Below are 22,699 nucleotides of genomic sequence, written 5' to 3'. Positions count from 1 at the left end.
AAGGGCGCAGCATTTTTAATGTTATTTCGTTATTCCGTACGTGTAACTTTGTTGGCGCAAGCCGCTAGTGCAATAAGTCCAAGAGCTACAATACAAAGCGCAATTGAAAGGCTGGTGAGTTCGGCGATAAAGCCAATCAACGCCGGCCCCGCTAGTAATCCCGCATAACCCAAACTGACTACCGCTGAAATAGCTAAACTCATCGGCATGGATTTTTGATTGCCCGCCGCTGTAAATAGTACGGGAACAATGTTGGATGCCCCCAAACCAATCAGCGTAAAGCCAAGGTAGGCGGTGAGGGTGTAGGGAGCAAAAACGACAATGGCAAAGCCGAGCGCCGCACAGCTGCCACCCCACAATAAAATTCGTTTTCCTCCCAGCGCTTGTACAATACGATCACCGGTTAAACGTGCAATGGTCATGGCGACGGAGAAACAGGCAAAGCCCAGGCCTGCATGTACCGGGTTTACCTCGCGCACCTTGGTAAGGAACACTGCGCTCCAATCCAACACTGAGCCTTCCGCTAAAAAAACAATAAAGCAGAGCACGCCGAGCAATAACACTTTGCCGCGCGGAAATACAAAAAATGGATCGCGTTTTTCGCTGCCCGTTTTATTTCCGGTGCTGCCATAGGTTAAAAGTTTAGGGGCTGCGTACGCCAGCATCACCAGCAGTATTACGGTCAGTATCAATAACGCATGAAAGGGCGAGAGTGATAGCCAGAGTAATCCGCTGATAATCACCGCACCAAAAATTCCTCCCAAGCTATAAAAACCATGGAAGCTGGACATCATGCTGCGGCCGCTGGCTTTCTCCACGATAACCGCCTGCATATTCATGGCGACATCGGTGGCACCGAGCGATAAACCAAAAATTAATAAAGTCAGTGCGAGGCCGGGTACGCTCGCGACTATGCCCAGAAATACCAGGCTGAAACACATCAGCAATAGGCTCAGGGTGATAAATTTTTTGCAGCCAAATTTGTTAACCAGCGGGCCGGTCAGTGGCATGGCAATCAGGGAGCCGCCACCGAGGCACAGCAGCAGCGCACCCAGTGTGGCCTCGTTCACGCCCAGTCGCTCCTGTGCGAAAGGAACCAGCGGCGCCCAGGCGGACATAGCGAGCCCGGTAATTAAAAAAGCCAGGCGGGTGGAAAGTTGTTCAGCAAAACCGGGGAGTGGAAGTGCATTGTGTTGGGTGACAGATAACTCGGAAGCAGACATAAATGTTCTCAATCATACCCCTGTGCGCCTGGAGTTTGCGCAGCCAACGGGTACTACAGCTCGATTAACTTTGTGGAAAGGGTGTTGCCGAGGGTGGCTTAAAGCGGTTTTTACTATAACAGTTTGGTGGGTTAATTGAGGTGATGATTTGTAAAGCGCAACAACAACCCGGTGAAAACCGGGTTGTTGTTGGCTGTGGTTTAGTTGATGTGTGTGGTTTACTGGATACCTAGGGAAGTTCAGGTTCTTTTATTTTCCAGGCGCGAATCTGCGCGGAAGCAATGTAAGCTTCCTCGCTCAAACACGCCGCAATCAACCGGGTGTTGTGGTCAAGGTTGGGGCTGGCTAGCAGCTCCAGGTGTTCTCCCTTACCAGCATGAATATACAGATGTGTACTCGCATCAGCCCAGCCGTAATCGTCAGTGTTATCAACCGGAATATCTGCCTTAATTAAATGCACGGGCGTTTGCAAGGCGCCAGAGTTAATCAACCCCTCCATATAAAGTCCGTAGCGATACGCTTGCTCCACCAAGGGTGCGAGCATTGAATCATCCAAGCTCAGGTGGTTGCGCGCAAACGCATCCTGCAGGTCTTGGGTAATTTGCGCTGCAGGTCGCGCCTGGCCAGTTTGTCTGCGTCGCACGGAATCCAGCAAAATCAATCCACCCAATCGATGCCCGCGCGCTTCCAATACGCGTGCAACTTCAAAAGCAAGATTACCGCCGGCAGAATAGCCAAACAAATAAATAGCACCTTGGGTTTGCGCGGCGGCAATAGTGTCGGCGTAAATTTCCAGCCGTTGCGGATTATCGAGATAATTAAAGCAATAGAAACGATAGTCCGGTAACTGCTGGCTGAGTCGTGCGTAAATTGCTGCTTCACCCAATGCCGGTGGAAACAGGAACAGATTTTTTTCACTCACTGGGTTCAGTAGTTGATAAATAGAAACCAGATTATGATCTGCACGCTGTTCGCTGTGGCGTGTTATGAGGCTGGCAAGTTGCTCCAGGGCGGAGTGCGTAAAAATATCGGTTAACTTGAGCAAAATATTCCACTGCTGGTTAATGCTGGTGAGTAATTTAATCGCCAATAATGAATGTCCGCCGACGCGGAAAAAATCTTCATCGACGCTGTAACTGCTGCCACCTAATAAATTGCACCAGATTTCAGCCAGCTGAAATTCAATGGGCGTGCGCGGCGGTAAATAATCAGTGCGAATAATGCTGTCGGGTTGGGGTAGAGCTTTTTTATCTACCTTGCCATTGGTAGTTAATGGTATTGCATCGAGGTAAATAAATTGCGCGGGAATCATATACTCAGGTAACCATTGCGCGAGTTGTGTGTGCAGTGCTTTATGATTCAATGCGGTTGCGCTTGTGTAATAGGCGCAGAGGCTGGCATTGGCGGTATCCTGATTGCGCACCGTCACAATGGCTTGTTGCACGCCCTCAATTGCCATCAGACGAGTTTCAATATCACCAGTTTCAATGCGATAACCACGGATTTTTACTTGCTGGTCAATCCGACCAATAAAGCGAATTTCCCCGGTGTGAGTCCAAGCGGCGAGGTCGCCCGTGCGATAGAGTCGTGCGCCCGCGATAAAGGGATTTACGGTAAATTTCTCTGCTGTCAACGCTTCGCGCTGGTGATAACCGCGCGCAAGGTTATCGCCACTAATGCACAATTCTCCTGGTACGCCTATAGGTTGTACGCGCCCGAGCCTATCCAGAATTAACGCATGAGAATTAGCCATGGGTTTGCCAATAGTGTCATCGCTTGCACTGCAGGCTTTGCTGGTGGCGTTTACGGTAGTTTCGGTGGGCCCGTATACATTGTGCAAACGATAACCGCGCGCGAGTATTTGATCTTTCAATAAAGGGTCAAGGCGTTCTGCTCCGGTAATAACCAGCGCAAGTGAGTCCATCGCAATGTTGTCGAGTAAATAGTCTGCCAGCAAACTCGGCACCAGTTCGACGATCTGAATGCGATGCTGTTGTACAAAATGGGTAAATTGTTTCTTATCCATTTTGCTGGCGTCATTCAGGATAAAAACTGCTGCACCATTTAGCAGTGGCACCAGGGTTTCTTCAATGGAAACATCAAAACCCGGGCTGGTCATTTGCAACATGCGTGTGTTGTGTTCCAGGTTGTATTCGCGACCGGCCCACTGCGCCAAATTAAGTACGCCGCGCTGTTCTACCAGAACTCCTTTGGGAATGCCGGTAGAACCACTGGTGTAAATAGTGTAGGCCAGATCTGTCGCACTACAGGCAGGCGCAATATTTTCCGCAGAATAATTTTTTGCATCTGCAAGCAAATTATCCAGATAAATTTTCTGGCAATTAGCGGTAGTTAGCTCGCTTGCGGTGCCCGGTGTGCAAATAAGGAGTGGTGCATTTGCATCCTGCAAAATACTGCGGATACGCTCTTCCGGCCAATCGGGTGCGATAGGCATATAAACCGCTCCTGCTTTCAGCACGGCGAGCATGGAGGCAATCCAATAGCGCGAGCGCTCCAGCATGACTCCAACAAATATTTGCGGTGTTAACTCGCTTTTGGGCAGGCCTTGTTGGACTCGATCTTGTTGACGTTGATCTTGTTGACTTTGACCTGGTTGAATGGGACCCAGCTGGATTAAACAGGCAGCCATTTGATTGGCCAGTTCGTTGAGTTCGCGATACGTCAAGGTTCCTTCGGCGTCATGCACCGCCAAATGTTCGCTATAGCGCGCGGCCATTTTTTCAAATTCAAGCGCGATAGTAGACGCGCGTGGATAACTCATTGTCGTGTTATTGAAATCCAGCGTTAATTGCTGGTATTCGGTAACAGAAAGGCAATTCAGGTTGCGCAGTGGTTGTTGCGGGTGTTCAAGCAATTGCTGCAGCATTATCAAATAATGATGGCCCATGGCAGTTGCACGCGCTGCGGTTAATAAACTGGTGGCGTAATTTACAGACAATAAATATTGCCCCTTGCGTTGATCCAGGCTCATTGCCAAATCAAATTTTGCTTCTGTTACTGGCAAGGGGTGGGGGATAAATAATTCCTGCGCGCCTGCATTGCTCAGCCAATCGCTGCCCAGTGAAAACATGGTATCAAAAAGCGCATTGCGCCCGGGGTTGCGCGGCAACTCCAGCGCGTTGACCAGTGCATCAAAGGGAAAATCCTGATGCTGCAAATCATCGAGTAATTGCGCGGAAATCTGGTGCACGCAGGCTTGCGCAGTTTGCTCTGCATCCAGGTGGATATGCAGAGCGAGGCTGTTAACCATTAGCCCGGGAATATTGGCAAACTCGGCCAGGCTGCGCCCGGAAACCGGTATGCCAATCGCCATATCGGTTTCGCCGCTGTAACGCCACAACCACAGTGCATATGCGGTTAATGCCACCGCAAATACACTGGTACTTTGTTGTTGCGCAAAATTTTCCAGCGCATGTGCCAACGCGGAATCCAGTGGCAATGAAAACTCTGCACCGGCAGTGCTACGTTCCGGTGGGCGAATAAAATCCAGCGGCAATTCCAGTGCGGGTGGCAACTGGCGGAAGCGGTTTAGCCAATGGTGTTTTTGCGTTTGGTAATTAGGCGTGTGTTGCCAGTGCGTCTGCCAATCGATGTAGGTTGCGTAATCGTATTCCACTGCAGCCAGCGTTTCGCCGTTGTATAACGCCATGAGTTCCCGCAATAAAATTTCAACGCTGACACCATCGGCAATGATGTGGTGTAAATCCAATAGCAACCAATGGCCTTGCGTACTTTCAATATCCAGCAATTCCATGCGGAATAATGGCTGTTGATGCAAAACAAAAGGCTTAACCCAGTTGGCCAGGTAAGTATCCAATTCTTCTTCTGCAATCGCATGATGTTGAATAGCCACGGCATCCTGCACAATCGTTTGCATGGGCTGCCCATCGTGAATAGCGATACGTGCACGTAAAATACCTTGGCGTTCCACCAACTGCTGTAATGCATTTTCCAGTTGTGGCAAATCGATACCGGGTTGTATCCGCGCGACAAACGGAATGTTGTAGTTGGTGGTTGGTCCCGCTAGTTGATCAAGCACATAGAGGCGCTGCTGTGCCGATGACAGGGGAATCCAGTTTCCTGGTATAAATCCGGAATAATTTTCAGTGCGAACAATTAGCGATTTATCGGCAGTATTTTCCGTGGGGGAATCCTTGCTTGTCTCTTTCGTTTGGGCTTGTTTGCCGGTAATCAATTCTGCTTGTTGTTGCAAAGTGCGTGCAGCAAATAATTCTTTTAGTGAAACAGGAATATGCCATTCATGCTGGATGCGGCTGGCAAGCGCTGCCGCATTCAAAGAGTGGCCACCCATTGCAAAAAAATCGCTCTCCAAATGGGGTTCCGGAATTCCCAGTAATTCTTGCCAGAAGCTCGCCAGACGAATTTGTATCTTGCTCGCCGGTTTTTGTGCATTGCTATGCGTAGCCAATGTAACAGCGGGTAGCGCGCGTTTATCCAGCTTGCCATTGGCAGTCATTGGCAGTTGCATCAGCGGAACAAAAAAGGCCGGCTGCATATAAACAGGAAGTTCATTGGCGAGCGCCTGTTTAATGGTATCTAACGCAACATCCGCGGATGTTGTTGTATGTAGTACCAGATAGGCAATCAGGTAATTATTGCCCTGGCGGTCGCGTTGGGCGATAACGGCAGCTTCATGGATGCCAGCCTGTTTGCGCAGGCAGGCTTCTATTTCGGCTGGTTCAATACGATAGCCACGCACTTTGATTTGTTGATCGCCACGGCCTAAATAAATTAATTCGCCGGCTTCGCTCCAGTAACCCAGATCGCCGGTGCGATAAATTCGCTCGCCATTCAATGCCAAAAATTCAGTGCTGGAAAAATAAGTATTCTCCGTGAGTGCTGCAAAGTTACCGGCAGTTAAAAAGCGCTCTTGTGTCAGTGCAGGTTTCTGCCAATAGCCGCGCCCAACGCTTGCGCCGCCAATAAAAATTTCACCCAGTGCACCGCGTGTTTGCAGTTTGCCGTGCTTGTCCAGCAAGTAAATTCCCGTACCGTTTATCGGTTTACCAATTGGCGGAATATCAGCAATGTCAGATTGCTTGCTCAACACCTGTGTGGTGACTACGTGAGTTTCAGAGGGGCCATAATGGTTGTGCAACAGCACCTTGCTTGCTTGCAAGAACTGGCGCAAATGGGGTGATACCAGTAGTTGTTCACCAGCGGTAATAATATGTTCTACACAGGCGGGAATTTGTGCGATTCGCTCCGGTGTTGAAAATAAAAACTTTAAATAGGCTGTAGGTAAAAACACCGTATCTATCGTATTGGTGCGGATAAACTCCAGCAGGTAATCGGCATCTTTCTTTAATTGCTCGTCAATAATATGCAAGCATCCGCCTGCTAACAAGGTGCTGAAAATTTCCTGGTAGCACACATCAAAGCTATGGGTTGCAAATTGCAGTACCTGTTTATTAAATGGCAATAATCCCTGTTGTGTTTGGCTAACAATCAACGCCAATAAATTGCGCTGTTCCAGCATTACACCTTTGGGTGTTCCTGTAGTCCCCGAGGTGTAGATCAGGTACAGCAGCTGGGCATTGCTCAGTACCGGCAGTTGCATTGATTCAACTGCAATCGCTGGTGCTGCTAGCCATTGGCTAATTGCATATTGTTTAATTCCGGGGCGAGTTTGTGCCAGCTGGGTATCAATGTCATCGACCAAAACACAAGCGGAAGTGGAGTCAGCTAATAAATAGTGAATGCGCTCTTCAGGCAGATGGGGATCTATAGGCACAACCACTGCACCGCTTTGCAAAATTCCCAAGAGTGCTGCAACCATGTTGCAAGACCTGTTTGCCAGCAACGCTACGGGTTGTTCGTGGCGAATGCCCAGGGCGAGTAAATGCTGCGCAATTTGATGAGATTGTCGTGCAAGTTGGGCGTAACTAATTTGTGTAGTGCTATCGCATACGGCAAGCACATCGGGCGTCAATTGTCGCTGCTGTAAAAAGCGGGCAATCAGGTTGTCTTCCGATGGCACAGGAAGGGCTGGAACTGTGCCGAGCGTAATTAATTCCAGGGTCTCTGCCGGGTTAATAATAGTGTGGGGTAATACAATCTCCTTACGCTCAGCCCATGTGCGCAATAGATCCAGTAAATGCCCGGCAATACGCGCTACGCTAGCCGCAGGGTGGGCTTGGCTATTAACAATAAAACGGAAATGTAATTGCTCGGCCGGTTGTACCAGCAAATTAAAATCGTAATGGGTTTGCTCATACAAACTAATTTTATCAATACGTAAATTACTACCTGATAAGCGATCCTGTACCGGATAGTTTTCAAACACCAGCAGGTGGCGGAATAAATCACTGGAAATACTTGCGGCACTGGTGATATCCGCCAAGCCAATAAAAGCGTTTTGTTCTGCCTGCAAATGAGTGTCTTGCAGCTTACACAGCCACTGTTGAATATCTTCTGTTGCAGAGCTGGATTGGTTAAATTGTGGAGCCGCAATCCGCACCGGAATGCTGTTAATAAATAACCCCAGCATATGTTCAATGCCGGCAACGGGCGCAGTCCGGCCAGATACCACGCTCACGAATAATGCATCATCAGCGTTGTTGTAACGCTGTAGTAGCAGACCCCAGGCGGCTTGAATCAACGTGTTGAGCGTTACTTCATAGTATGCGGCTAATTGTTGCAAACCTTGCAGATAATTGGCCGGTAATTGGTATTCAGTCTCTTGCAATGAATAGCCCACATTGTTTGCAGCAATTTCACCGGGAAGACGAGTTATATCATCTATGCCTGCCAAGTGTGTGCGCCAGAAAGCGCGCGCCGGTTCCGGGTTCTGCTCGGTCAGCCATGCCAGGTAATCACCAAAATCAGCGGAAGGTTTTGTTGTCGAATATTCTTCTGTTATTTGCTGTCCAACGGAACTAGGCAAATTCGGTTGCTGTAATTGCAAATAGCGTCTTAACAACTCATCAATTAAGGCTGCGCAACTCCAGCCATCCAGAATTAAATGATGGTAAGTAAATAGCAGCAGCGATTTCTGCTCGCCCGTTTTAAACACGTGCAAGCCCAGCAATGGCAATTTCCAGTCAAAGCCAGCAGTGCGCAGCTGATGTTTTTGTTGGCTAATCCACTCTTCCTGTGCGCTGGCCGTTAGGGCGGATATATCGATAACGCTCAATGTGGTGCGCGCATTGTCGCAGACTATTTGCTGAACCTCTTCGGTGCCTTCCTGAATAAACAGGCTGCGTAAAATACTGTGCTTTTTGGTCAGCTGGTTTAACGCTAGTTGCAACAATTCTGCATCCAGTGCCTGGTTTAACGACAGCCCTAATTCTTCGTAGTAAAGTTCATTGCGTTGTTGGTCAGACGGCTTTCCAGATAATAGATTGTCGGATAACAGCTTGCCGGATGATTGGGTGTCAGGTGACTGCTTGTAAAATAATTGTTGCTGCGTGTGAAAATAAATTCCCGCCTGGGTCGGTGTGAGTTTGCGAATGGCAGTAATTGGCCCCTGGCTTTTCAATCGTCGCGCGAGTTGCAGATAGGTTTCCAATGAATAGTGCGCATCACCTAAATCGCTGGGCGTGTGTAATGCAGTAGGTTGAAGGCAACAGTGAGCCGCAATATCCAATAGTTGCGCACGTAATAGCTGGTTAAATTTATTGATTCTGGATGCAGAAAATTGCTTGCCTGAATAGTGAATCTGCCAGGTTAGGTGCCCGCTCTTGATCGCCATGGTGATCTCAATGCTATGGCTTCGACGATTCTGCAGGCCGGAATAAAGGCCTGTAGTATGCAATTGCCAATCCGGATTTCCGCTATCCAGATGACCAAGATAATTAAATAAAACATCCGGACCGCTGGTGCGCAATTGCTGTTGCTGTGCTTCTGTGCCGAAATATTTTAGCAATCCAAAGCCAATACCTTTATCCGGTATACGACGCAAGGATTCTTTAATCTGCGGGAGCTGGTGGGTGAGTGGTGCATGCCTATCCAGATCTATAACCCAGGGGGAAATCGCGGTAAACCAACCCAGGGTGCGCGAGCAATCCAGTGCGTCAAAAGGTAAATGGCGCCCGTGTGCTTCCAAGTCCAACGCAATGCGTAATTTCCCGGTCCACTGTTGCCAGGCTAGGGCAAATGCACTGATTAATAAATCCTGCGTATCAGTGTTATAGGCTGTGTGCGCATTGGTGAGTAGCGTTAATGTTTCTGTATGGCTTAAGCAATCGCTGCTGGATTCGGTTTGCCAGCTTCCATCAATTATCTCTTCCGTTTTTTTCTCGTCTGTTGTTTCCAATAGCGCTGCGGGAATGGATTGTTGTATTGCCTGCCAATAAGTAAATTGCTTTTGCAGATAGCTGGTTTTTGCGCAGGCCTTGCTCGCACTTATCCACTCATTGGGTGATGTAGATGATGGCAGTAGTGTCGTTGGTGTACCTTCATTCAGGTGATAATAATGATTCAGGTCATCCAGCAGTATGCGCCAGGAAACACCATCAATAATTACATGGTGAATACTAATAAGCAGATAATCCTGTGTTGGCGTTGATAACACGCCGGCAGCGTAAAGTGCATTATCCAGCTTGATGCACTTTTGCAAATCCTGCAGTAACCGATTTAATTCGAGTTCAATATCAGCACCATTTTCCAGGTCAATTGTGCGCTGGATAAATTGCGTGCCCTGCCAGTTACGCTGACCATCTTCCGCGATATGCAGTTGATAAGTGTGCGGGAAATTATCTGCATCTGTATGTATGACCTTTGCATTCAACAACGGATGCTGTTGCACCAGGTAATTTAATGCCTGCCGCAAACGGCTTGAGGTAAAGCGTGTTGTTTGCAAAATAATGTATTGGCAATAAGCATCGGGTTGCGTTAGTCGCTGTTCAAAAAATGCCTGTTGAATAGGTGTTAATGCGATCTTGCCAGTAATCGGCGAATGAATTGATGTTGGTTGCAGCGCAGGGCGTAGTGCATGTTGGGCCAGCTGACCTATGCAAGGGTATTTGAATATATCCTTGATAGTAATAGCGAAACCCTGCTGTGCGGCGCGTGCTGACAGTTGGATTGCGCGAATGGAGTCACCACCGCTGTGGAAGAAATTATCATCCAGCCCTATTTGAGAGTTGTTTAATAGCTCACGCACTATGTGTAACAGGCTGCGTTCGCTGTCGCTGAGTTGCGAGTCATCGATAACCCTGGTGGAAACTTGTGCAGTAATTTGCGGAGCTGGTAGTTGTTTACGATCAACCTTGCCACTGGGATTTAACGGCATTTTCTCCAGCAGCACAAATTCGGTGGGCACCATGTAATCGGGTAAGGAATCAGCGAGGTGCTGGCGTAGTTGTTCAGTGGTAACGGATGTTCGAGCTACCAGATACGCACATAAAAAATCTTGCCCGGCATTATTTTTGAGTGCAGTGACTGTGGCTTCGCGTACCGCAGTGTGCATCAGCAATGCATTTTCAATTTCACCGAGTTCAATACGGAAACCGCGAATTTTTACCTGGTGATCCAGCCGTCCCAGGTATTCAATATTGCCATCCTCAAGCCAACGACACAGGTCGCCAGTGCGATACATGCGCTGCCCTGGAAAAAACGGATCAGCCAAAAATTTCTCGGCCGTTAATTCCGGTTTATTAATATAACCGCGCCCAACACCGGTGCCGGAAATATACAATTCCCCTGCAATTCCCAGTGGAACCAGTTGTTGCTGGTTATCGAGAATATGCAAACGAATATTGTCGATGGGCTTTCCAATTGGAACGCGTTTCACCTTACCATTTATCGGACAATCGAAATAAGTCACGTCAATGGCGGCTTCAGTGGGACCATAGAGATTGATTAATTGCGCACCTGAGTGCGGATGAATTAAATGATTAAACTCTTCTACCTGATGCGGGTTTAGTGCTTCACCACTGGCAAATACATAGCGCAAACTGTTTAGGGTCCAATTGTTGTTCTGGTGCGCTGCCAGAAATTCCAGAGAAGCGGTGAGCATGGAGGGCACAAAATGCATGATAGAAATGCGCTGTTTGTCGATGCAGGAAAAAATTTGTTGTGGGTCTTTTTCTGCTTCGGGTGCAATAAAATATACCGAGGCCCCCGCAAACGACCACCAGAATAATTCCCACACAGAGACATCAAAGGTATAGGAGGTTTTTTGCAAAATCACGTCAGAAGTGGTTAAAGGATATTTATCCTGCATCCAGTAAATGCGATTCACTACTGCGCGATGTTCAACCATAGCGCCTTTGGGGCGACCGGTGGAACCGGATGTGTAAATGATATAGGCAAGATCATCCGGTCCGCATTGCGCAGTGGGATTAGTGTCCGGGCCTGTCAACTGCAAAGCATCATCCAGAAACAATATTTTTCCTGCAAATCCCATTGCCTGCGCGTTGCCTTTTGTGGTGGTAATTAATACCGGGGCATTGCTGTCGGCCAGCATGTATTCAATTCGCTCTGGCGGCAAATTGGGTGCTATAGGTAAATAGGCGGCGCCTGCTTTACCAATGGCGAGTATTGCAACCGGCATTTCCAGGCTGCGGTCCAGCATTACGGCAACTATCTGGTTTTTGCCAATACCTGCAGCGATTAACTGATGGGCCAGCTGGTTGGCTTTGGCATTTAATTGGCCATAGCTGAATGATTTTTCTGCAAAACCTACGGCGATTTTATCCGGTGTTGTTACTACTTGTTGTTCAAAAATGCTGGTTAACGTTTGGTGTCGTGGGTAGTATTTTTCGGTGTTATTAAATGTATGTAGCAATTTGTAGCGCTCAGCGTCATTTAACAGGCTGAGTGCACCTAATTGCGCACTGGGTTGTTCTACCATGCTTTGCAAAAGGACAATAAAATGTTGCCCAAGTGCCTGAATGCGCTGTTCATTAAATAAATGGCTGGCATATTCCAGATCGAAGTGGATGTGTGTCCCTTTATCAATCGCGTCCAGGGTTAAATCAAATTTCGCTTGTTGATAGGCAACGGGTAGGGGATTCACTGCGAGGGTTGCGGTGACAATTTCCGCTAATGCATCTGCTTGCAGCACCAGCGCGCAGTCGAATAATGGGTTGCGGCTTAAATCGCGCTCCAGTCCGAGGTGATCAAGCAATTGTTCGAACGGGTAGTGCTTGTGTAAAAATGCCTGGCTAACATTGGTTTTAATTTCTTGTAAAAATTCAGGCAGATATTTAATGGGCGATGGGTAGGTACGTAGCGGCAGGGTATTAACAAATAACCCTACCAATTCGTCAAATTGCTCATTCGGACGATTGCTAACTGGCGTACCTACTATTATGTCTTCGCGCCCGGTATATTTGGCGAGCAACAGATTGTAGGCAGCCAACAATAGCATAAATAAGCTGACATTATTTTTTCGGGCCAGATTTCTGACTGCATCACTTTGGGAATTACTTAAAGAAAAACTGAGACGTTTGCCAGAAAATTGCTGCTGCGGCGGACGTGTGTAATCGGTAGGGAAATCCAGGCTGGGCAGGGTACCGGAAAATTGTTGCTGCCAATAATTGCCAGCCTGCTGCCATGCCGGGCTTTGTTGCCATTCGGTTTGCTTCTGGATGAAATGACGATAATCAGCGGGCACCGGTGTTAGCGATTGCTGCTCATACAGTGAAAATAAATCGCGTAGGAAAATGTTGATGGACAAACCATCGGCTACCAGGTGATGCATATCGATGAGCAGGACATGTTGTTGGGCCTCACCTAGCCACAGTTGCGCACGCACCAGTGGTGGATGATTTAAATCGAATGGCCGTACAAACCCCCGGATGGCTGTGGGTAACCAGTTAGATAAATTTTCTGATACGTCTGCCGGAAATAGTTTTTGTTCGAGCGAGAAGTCACCGGCGGGCATGACTTGCTGAAAAAGTTCCCCCTGGTTTTCATAAAAACGACTACGCAGCGTGGGATGGCGATCCAGCAATTGTGTAAACGCTATTGCCAACTGTGAGTGGTTGATTGAGCCGCGAATTAATAAGGCGCCGTACATATTGTACGCCGTTTCACTGGCTTCCCTTTGCTGCAAAATATACAAGCGCTGTTGCGCAGAGCTGAGTAGAAAAGGCGAGTTCTCGTTATCTCTGACAAGCTTCAGTGTGCAGTTATCAATTGTTGCCGTGTTGGTATTTGTCAGTCGTGATGTTAATAGGTCTGCAAAATCCATCAGGCGGGAGTGTTGGAAAATATCGGCCGCTTCGACGGCAATGCCTGCTTTGCGCAAGCGATTAACCAGTTGGATATTGCTGATTGAGTCGCCGCCCAACTGGAAAAAATCATCAGTACGCATTGGGTTTTCTACGGCCAGTAGATCGCTCCAAAGCGCGGCAATGGTTTGTTCCAGTGGAGATTGTGGTAATTCCTGGATACCGGTTTGTGAATTTAACTCCGGCTCCACCAATACTTTGCGATTAATTTTTCCATTCGCTGTTAGTGGCAATGCGTCTAGCCAGGTGTAAGCGGCGGGCAGCATATACTCAGGCAAGCTGTGTTTCAGGTCATTGACCAATAGTTCACTGGGAACAGGGGTGGTATTTGCCACACAATAGGCGGCTAGATAATTTTCACCGCGCGCATCGCGCCAGATTTTGACGGCTGCATCTTTTACTCGCGGGTGCTTCATGAGCGCCGTTTCAATATCACCCAATTCAATACGATAACCGCGAACTTTTACCTGGTCATCATTGCGGCTGCGAAAATGCAGCTGGTGTTTGTCGGAGAGTTCAACACTATCCCCGGTTTTATAAATGCGTTGAAATTCCATACCGGGCAGTTTGTGCCATATAAAACTGGCGGTTGTTTTTTCGGCATCTTGAATATACTCGCGCGCCAGGCAATGACCGCCAATATAAAGCTCGCCAGATAAATTAAAACCCGCTGGGTAGCCGAGTGCATCCAGCACAACATAATAACTATTATTGATGGGATGGCCCAAGTGTACTTCGCTGTTATTCGCGTGTTGAATTTTGGCCGTTGAAGACCAGACAGTGGCTTCAGTGGGGCCATACATATTCCATAATTCCACCTGCGGAAACTGGCCGAATTTTTCCAATAATACGGGTGGCAAGGCTTCGCCACCGCACAAGGCTTTAAAGTTGCCATCGGGTTGCCAGTCCGCATGGAATAGCATTTTCCAGGTGGCCGGAGTGGCTTGCATGATATTTACACTGTGCGTTTGCATTAATTCGCGCAAGGCAAATGCATCGCGTACCTGATCGCTGGTGGCAAGAACCAACGTGGCGCCGTTTAGCAGCGGTAAAAATAACTCCAGAACATGAATATCAAAACTGATAGTGGTTACCGCCAGCAATGTACTCTCAGCGGTTATGCCTGGTGCACTTGTCATGGCCGTTAAAAAATTGGCTACGCTGCCTTGCTCGATAGCGACACCTTTGGGAATGCCAGTGGAGCCGGAGGTGTAGATCACGTAAGCCAGATCTGTTAATGAATAATCAGTTGCCAGTTTCAACGGTGAATGTTGGTTGCTATTAATTAATTCCGGCGAAAAAACACAGCAAGAAATTTTCAACTTGGCAAATAATGATGTAAAGGCTGAGTGGGTGATGACCCACTGCAATTGCGAATGCTCGATCACTTGTTGTAAACGTGCGGCGGGATATTGTGGGTCCAGAGGAATATAAGCGGCACCGGCCTTCCATATTCCCAGTAAGACCACCAGTAAATCACTGGTGCGATCCATGCAGACGCCGATAGTTGCTCCGCGGATAATTTCCTGCCGGGTTAGCCAATGTGCAAACGCATTACTGGCGTGATCCAGTTGCTGGTAAGTTAAGGATTTATCACTGCCGATAACGGCCGTCTTGTGCAGATTTTTTTCTATTACCTGGTTAAAGCGTTCAAGCGTATGAGGATATTTTTTAACAACAGGTGCATATTGATTAATAGTTTGCAGCGCTTGCAGCTCATGCTCCGGTAACCAACTTAGTTGACGCAGGTCCAGGTCAGGCTGAATAGCTAACAGTTTGATCAAATGGCGCAGGCGACCTTCGATCCAGTGGGCATCAGTGGCGGAAAAAAAGTCGCTGTGCAATTGCAAATCAAATTCAAAATCCCCCGATGTTGCGTACTGGCGAATAAACAAACTGAAGGGCGTTTGATCCTGGCGATGGGTAAGGGGGTGGGGAGTAATCTGCAAGCCCGAGAGACTGCTTTGCTGGTAGGCAAAATTTTCATAAGACACAAACACATCGAAGAGCCGTTCGCGACGTTCGTTCAGGTTATTAACGCCCCGGTGTATTTGACCCAGTGAATATTCCTGGTGGCGAAAGTCGCGCAATAAATTCTGTTTTATTTCTGTTAATAGCTCATTGTAAGAACTACCCGGTGATGCCTGGATGCGAGTGGGTGAGGTGTCGGCCAGCATACCGATAATGTGTTTGGTGCGGGCATTGTTGCGCTTGTGCAATGGTGTTCCAATTAGCAGGTCATGGGTCCCTGTTGCGCGCATAAAATAACAATAAATCAGCGCAAGCAGCGCATGGAATGCAGAGGCGTTTTGCTGTTTGGAGTGGGCTAGCAGCGGTGCAATATCGGCTGCGCTGACGACAAATTGATGGCGATTGCTGGTGTGGCCTGATTGGTCGCTGAGTGTACTTTTGCTGCGTTGTAACAATAGGTGGTCGGGACTATTGGCCAGTCGCTCCCGCCAGTAAGCGCGCACTTTTTGTTGGTTATCTGCTGCTGTTATGGCAATCGACTGCTGATGTTTGTGTTGAATGAATTCCCAATAACCAGGCGATGAGAGCAGTTCAGTATCCCTGGTGTCACTGCTGTAATGATCCGCAACGCGTTTTATAAATAGCGTATAACTCCAGCCATCCATAATTAGGTGATGGGCTTTTAAATAGAGCCGGTGTTCATCTTGTGCAATTTTGCAAATGGCGAGCTGGAAGAGTGATGTTTGCAAGCTGAAGGGCAATGCAAAATTTTGCTCTAGCCATTCCTGCGCCTTGGCGCGGGCTGTCTGTTTGTCTGAAGTGGCTTGATAAAAATCCAGCCACGCAACTGTTGGTGATTCTGGTGGCAACAGGTATTGCTGTGGCAGGTCGTTGGATAAATCCAATTGCAGATGAAATGCCGATTCAGCCTGGATAACTGCAGTGACGGCAGAAATTAAGCGCGTGGTATCCAGTGCGCCAATAATCTGGAAATAGCCACCAATGTTGTACCGGCAGCTGTCCGGTGTGCGTTGTTGATCCAGGAATATATCCAGCTGGGATTGGGTTAAGGGAATTTTGGGAGAATTGATAATTTCCATCTAAACAAGCACCTATCACGTTAAGCATCTATCACAAACGCTGTTGCAGGATTGTAAGTAAATGTAACTGCTGCAAATGCGTTGCAGCAGTGTGTTAAAAACAGCACTTGGTGTGGAATTTTTAATCACACAAATGTTGCTGTTTAAACATGCAATCGTTTCAGGTTCGTAGAGGTGTTGCAGTGGTGGTGGTTTGTTTTTAATTTGATCTTTAATTTATTTTTTATACAGGCAAGTAATAATGCCGACAAATAAGAAAAACTATTGTGATCCAATGTAATCACAAAATCATTAAGTTTTTATTATTTCTATAATGCTGTCGTCTAAATCATTATTTTTCGTTGTATGAAAAAACAGCACAAAAATTTTTTGATGACAGAAAAAAATTATTTGTTATATTGCCGCGCCATTGAGCACGGGATTACGCGAGTGGTTTACAATTTAATTGCAAACTTTCTTGAAGAGCAGTTAATAATTTTTTAATACTCATTCGATAAGCTGATCGTTAACAGTTTCACATGTTTACTATTTAATCTGATTTGAAACAAAAAAAATACAATTTGTTCATGGTCAGAAAATTCATTTGAATTTATAAACGTACAAAACCAATAAAACATTTTAGAAATGTTAGTTTCACAATGACCACAAGCAGCTCGGAGTAGGCGCGGACATTAGTCCCTAATGGACTACGTGAGGTACTACGATGAGCGAAGCTGTTGATGTACAAATTTATAGCCTTCAAGGCGAGCGAAACAATTATTCCTTTACTGAGCAAAGTGCAACACTGGCCGGAACCGATTGGCTGGAAAAAATTCTTGCCGTTAAACGGGCGGCGACAGCGCTGAGCGTTATTACCGATCCCTTCGATTACCAGGGTATTGACCAGGTTATTCCCATGCAACCTGAGCAGTACTTTATGATGGATTATTTGCTTCCTACCGATGTGCAGGGTGCAAATGTATTGGAAGTTGGACTCGGTTCTGGCGTCTTGAGTATTTATGCCTTGCAACAGGGCGCTGCAAAAGTTACCGGTCTGGAAATTAACCCCAAAGCAAAAGTTTATGCGGGATTTAATGCACTGATTAATGGTGTCAGCGATCGCTTGGCTATTCGCGATGGCGATGTGAACAGTATTTTTTCACCGGTACAGGGTGAAAAGTTTGATTTAATTATTTCTAATCCTCCCTTTGAGCCAACCCCACCGGGTATGGATTACTACCTCAATTCCGCAGCCGGTATTTACGGCTTTACCTTTCTGGAAAAAATGCTGGCCAGTGTAGTGCCGCAGTTATCGGACAGTGGCGTGTTGCAAATTGTCACTATGGCGCCGGGTAACCTTGAGCGCCCGGAAATGCTGATTAAAACCGCACGGGAATATTTGCCGCAGGGCGCAACCGAAATTATTTGCGACCTGGCGCCCATTACCTATGACGCTTTTGTGGATCGTTTTGTAGGAATCTTTGGTCAGGATAAAAGCCTGATTGAAACCATGAAAACACAAGCGGCGACCGACGGTGTTACGCATCTGCATATGTGTATTTTGCGCTATCGCCACAATGCTCCCTCATCGTTAAGTATTTCATCCACGCCAAAAATTTACGAGCCCTGGGAAACCCCGTTGGGGATTAAGTAATTTTCCCTTTTATCGGTGCGAGTTTTTTGCCTGATTACAGGTGTTTTTTGTAATTTTAATTGCCGACAGATTTTATTTTGAGAGGGAGTCATGTCCATTAATATTTTAGGTTTGAATTGCGCATATCATGAGTCGTCAGTGGCGTTAATTCGTGATAACAAAGTCATTGCAGCGATTGAAGAAGAGCGATTGAATCGCGTTAAACACGCCAAGCCGGCGCTTACCGGTAACCCCAATGAAATTCCGTTGCAGGCTATGAACCTGTGTTTGGAAATGGGCAATTTATTATTGTCAGATATAGACATTATTGCGTTTTCATTTAACCCACTAAAGCGTTTGCATAACAACCTTAAACTGGATGAGCAGGTGCAGGAGGGGGAGTGGGGTACAGCGGCGGGCGAGCAAAAATTCTATAAAAAGTTGGTCGGTATTCCCGAGCAGATTCGTGCACTGGGGTTTAACGGGCAATTTATGTGGGTGGATCACTGCGTTGCCCACGCGGCGTCCGCGTATTATCCATCACCATTTACCGATGCAACCGTGATCTCTATTGATGGTATTGGTGAATATGAATCCGTCACCATCAGTGCTGCCCGTGAAGGAAAATTGTTTTCCATGAAGGAAATCAGCTACCCCAATTCTTTGGGGTTATTGTGGGAAAAAGTAGCCCAGTTTATGGGGATGAGCGAATACGATGCCTGCAAGGTAATGAGCCTTGCATCCTTCGGAAATTCGGAGCGGTTTATCGGCCATTTCCAACGCTTTGTTGAGATAAAGCCCGATGGCTTTACTATGGATATTGATGTATGCCGTTTCCGCAGTAACGATTTTTCTACCTTTGAAACACTGTTTGGTTTGCCCGCATTGCAAGATCGTTCGGCGATTACCAGCGATTACATGGACCTGGCAGCTGCACTGCAACAAATCACCACCGATATTTTACTGGCACTCACACATTATGCGGCGCAAATTAACCCATCCACAAACCTTTGCCTTGCTGGTGGCGTCGCCTTGAACTGTGTGGCGAATACGGCAATATTTGAACAGGGTCCGTTTGAGAATATTTATATCCAACCGGCGGCGAATGATGCAGGTACTGCATTGGGTGCTGCGCTGCATGCGTATCACAATATTTTTTATGGCGAGAAGTGCGCTTCCTTTGAAGCCAATGACACCTATCTCGGCCCGGAATATTCCGAGTCAGAAATTCTGGCGACCCTGGGTTTGTTTGATGTGGTGTATGAGCGTGCCGACAATATTGCCGATGAAGTTGCCGCGTTAATTGCATCTGGCAAAGTGGTTGGCTGGTTCCAGGGGCGTATGGAATTTGGCCCGCGTGCATTGGGTAACCGGAGTTTGCTGGCGGACCCGCGTGATCCGGAGATGGTGAAGCGCATGAACCTGCTGGTGAAGCATCGCGAAGATCATCGCCCTTTTTGCCCGAGCGTGTTAAAGGAAGATGCGAAAGCATGGTTTGATATTCAGAAGGATGCCGATTCAGCGCATTACATGTTGATGGCTTATCCGGTGAATAAAGAGCAGCGCGCGCGTATCCCTGCGGTGGTTCATGTGGATGGCACTAGCCGTATTCAACTGGTGAGCAAAACCACCAACGCTAAATACCATGCGTTAATTTCTGCATTTAAAAAATTAACCGGAGTTCCACTGTTATTGAATACGTCATTCAATGATCGCGAACCCATTGTGTGTAGCCCGGAAGATGCGTTGAAAACTTTCCTGCGTACCAAAATTGATTTTTTGGTGATCGATAATTTTATCGTGCGCAAGAAAAATCCAGCGCCTGTGCAGAGTAAAAGTATGGAGACAGCTGACGTAATGCCAGTCAGTTAAATAGCTCTCTGCTAAATCCCTCCCAGCCTCCCTTTATAAAAGGGAGGTGCTAAGAGGTAACTTCTCGCTTTTGTAAAAAAGAGGCACTTTCGCGCGGAAAAATTTGGCTCCCCTCTTTGACAAAGAGGGGCTGGGGGAGATTGCGTGCGAATTAACTTTTGCTTTGCCAGGTAATTAATTGGATTTCAGCGGGCGCCGAAGCCGCACTGTGGGCGGGAATTACCCGGGCGGTAAACAAGTGCAACGGGCGATCCAGCGGCTGGCTGAGCTTGTAACGCCAGGCGTGGGCATCACTGCCAAGGCTTTGCTGCAATTGTAAATCCAGGGTCGCGGCCGGCAGCCTAGTGTTAACGACGTCGTTTATGGGGTCGGCTATTAATTGCACTTTTATTAACTCCGGTAACAAGCCGCCCAAGTGCACGCTCAGATAAATATTTTCTCCTTCTGTTTGTAATTCGCCCATATGAATTTCATGCCAGTGTTGTTGTAACTGCGATTGCCACTGGCGCAGCTCGCGCGCCAGTTGGCCTTGGTTGCTGGTGCGATCTTGATAGCCGCGAGCAGCGGGCACGTAATAATTTTCCAAGTAGTCGCGCAACATGCGGTTGCTGCTGAAATTGGAGGTGAGCGTGGACATGCTGGCGCGCACCCGGGTGAGCCACTGGCGCGGCAAATCCTCGCTGTCGCGCTGGTAGAAACACGGAATGATTTCTTCTTCCAGGCGGCGATAAAGTTCCTCGGCATCGTCTCCATCGGCCTCGGGACCATGTTCCTGTCCATCGCCCAGTGACCAGCCAACATCGGCTTGAAACGCCTCGGCCCACCAGCCATCGAGACTGGATAGATTCAATCCGCCATTGACCAGAATTTTCATTCCGCTGGTGCCGCTTGCCTCCCAGGGGCGGCGGGGGTTGTTGATCCACAAATCCACGCCCTGAATCAGGCGTTGGGCAAGGTCTATGTCGTAGTCTTCGATAAATACCAGATGCTTGCGCACTGATTCGCGTTGCAAAAATAATTGCCAATGTTGGATTTTACTTTTGCCAATTTGGTCTGCAGGGTGAGCCTTGCCAGCGACCAGCAATTGTACCGGGTAGCGCGGATTACAGAGAATTCGCTCCAGGCGATCCGGGTCCTGTAGCAGTAAATCCGGGCGTTTGTATTCGGCAAAGCGCCGCGCAAAACCGAGGGTCAAAATACTTGGGTCCAGTGGCATCTCCTGGGCTAAATCGCAGTGTTCAGATAGCGTGGATTCTTTGCGCCATTGGTGTAACAAACGCAGGCGCGCGTAGTCCACCAAATTGGTTCGCCCTTCATTAGCTAGCTGCCACAATTCCCGATCACTCACTTCATTAAGCCGGGCGAGATTCAGCTTGCTCCAATCTTTGCGCCAGCGCTCTTTGCCATAGAGTCGGGTCCAGAGTTGATCAGCCAAGGGGGAATCCCATGTTGGTATGTGTACGCCATTGGTGACATGCCCAACCGGCACTTCGCGCTCGGGCCAGCGCGGGTAAATGGTCTGGAAAATACGGCGACTCACGGCGCCGTGCAGGGCGCTAACACCGTTGCTGTGAGCGCAGGTGCGCATCGCGAGCCAGGCCATATTGAAGGGTTCATTTTCATCTTTGGGATTCGCACGCCCCAGAGTGATAACGTCTTCAACAGTTATGCCCATCTCGGCGCCGCTGTTATCCGCATAGCGACGCAGCAGCTCGGCGGGGTAGCGATCAAACCCGGCTTCCACCGGGGTGTGGGTGGTGAACAAGTTGCCCATGCGCGTTGCCCATAGGCCTTGCCAAAAATCGCAGCGATGTAATTTGCAGTAATGACGAATGCGTTCGAGTGTGGCAAACGCCGCGTGGCCTTCGTTCAAATGGCAAATATCGACTTCCAGCCCCAGCTTTTCCAGTAATCGCCAGCCGCAAATACCCAGCACAATTTCTTGCACCATACGCAGCTCGCTGCCACCGCCGTAGAGTTTGCTGGTAATGCCACGATCGCTCGGCAAATTGCGTGGGTCATTGCTGTCGAGCAAATAAAGATTTACTCGGCCCACCTGTGCTAACCAAACACGAAAGCAAACTTCACGGCAGAGAAAGTGCGCTTTGATAATCATCCAGCTACCATCCGGCCCACGCAGGGGTTGGATGGGCAGGCTGCCGGGGTCGTTGTAGAGATAAGTTTCCTGCTGGGTACCCTGGCGATTAATGCTTTGATGGAAATAGCCTTCTTGATAAAGCAGGCCAACGCCAACCAAGGGTAAGCCCAAGTCGCTCGCCGTTTTTAAATAATCACCCGCTAGCATGCCCAGCCCGCCAGCATATAAAGGTAGTGCGTCGCAAATACCAAATTCCATACTGAAATAGGCAACGCAGCGCAACGGTGAGTCGGGGTAGTTCTGTTGATACCAGGCGGGTTCTTGTAAATATTTTTGTTGCGCGACAACCAGGCGATCCAATAGCGAGAGAAAATTTTTATCCTGCGCCAGCGCTGAAAAATGTTCATCACTGGTGAGTTGTAATACCAGTACCGGATTGTGCGAATAATTCCAGATGTCGGCATTGATTTGCCGCCAGAGTTCATCTAAAGCGTGATTCCAGCTCCAGTGTAAATCCAGCGCGAGCGTGTGCAGTACGAGTAAGTTTTCGGGCAGTGAACGATCAAATTGCGGCATAGTATTTGTCCCTCGCCGGTTGA

5 protein-coding genes are annotated in these 22,699 nt (G+C 48.0%); 2 read left to right on the top strand and 3 right to left on the bottom strand.

All coding sequences use genetic code 11. The features are described from left to right. Nucleotides 1-29: 29 nt before the first annotated feature. Nucleotides 30-1,223, bottom strand: coding sequence for an MFS transporter (locus tag D0C16_RS07540; RefSeq protein ID WP_151031744.1), 1,194 nt, complete (start codon nt 1,221-1,223; stop codon nt 30-32). Between the two features lie 229 nt (nt 1,224-1,452). Further along, a complete protein-coding gene (locus D0C16_RS07535; protein ID WP_151031743.1) occupies nt 1,453-16,518 on the bottom strand; it encodes a non-ribosomal peptide synthetase in 15,066 nt (5,021 codons plus the stop codon). Nucleotides 16,519-17,221: 703 nt separating this feature from the next. Here D0C16_RS07535 and D0C16_RS07530 point away from each other — a divergent pair. Both D0C16_RS07530 and D0C16_RS07525 read left to right on the top strand, forming a co-directional pair. Beyond that, nucleotides 17,222-18,151: a methyltransferase gene (locus D0C16_RS07530; protein ID WP_151031742.1), complete on the top strand. Its 930-nt coding sequence runs from the start codon at nt 17,222-17,224 to the stop codon at nt 18,149-18,151. Between the two features lie 90 nt (nt 18,152-18,241). Further along, nucleotides 18,242-20,002 carry a carbamoyltransferase C-terminal domain-containing protein gene (locus D0C16_RS07525; protein WP_151031741.1) on the top strand — a complete coding sequence of 587 codons (1,761 nt, stop codon included), beginning with the start codon at nt 18,242-18,244 and terminating at the stop codon, nt 20,000-20,002. A gap of 151 nt (nt 20,003-20,153) precedes the next feature. Here the strand turns inward: D0C16_RS07525 and glgP are convergent, their stop codons facing one another. Further along, complete coding sequence (gene glgP / locus D0C16_RS07520; protein WP_151031740.1) at nt 20,154-22,676, bottom strand: alpha-glucan family phosphorylase; 2,523 nt, start codon at nt 22,674-22,676, stop codon at nt 20,154-20,156. Between the last annotated feature and the right edge of the window lie 23 nt (nt 22,677-22,699).

Source organism: Cellvibrio sp. KY-GH-1, from assembly GCF_008806975.1.
Lineage (GTDB): Bacteria > Pseudomonadota > Gammaproteobacteria > Pseudomonadales > Cellvibrionaceae > Cellvibrio.
The sequence above is the reverse complement of the archived record's forward strand: the minus strand, read 5'-3'. Positions and strand labels throughout refer to the sequence as shown.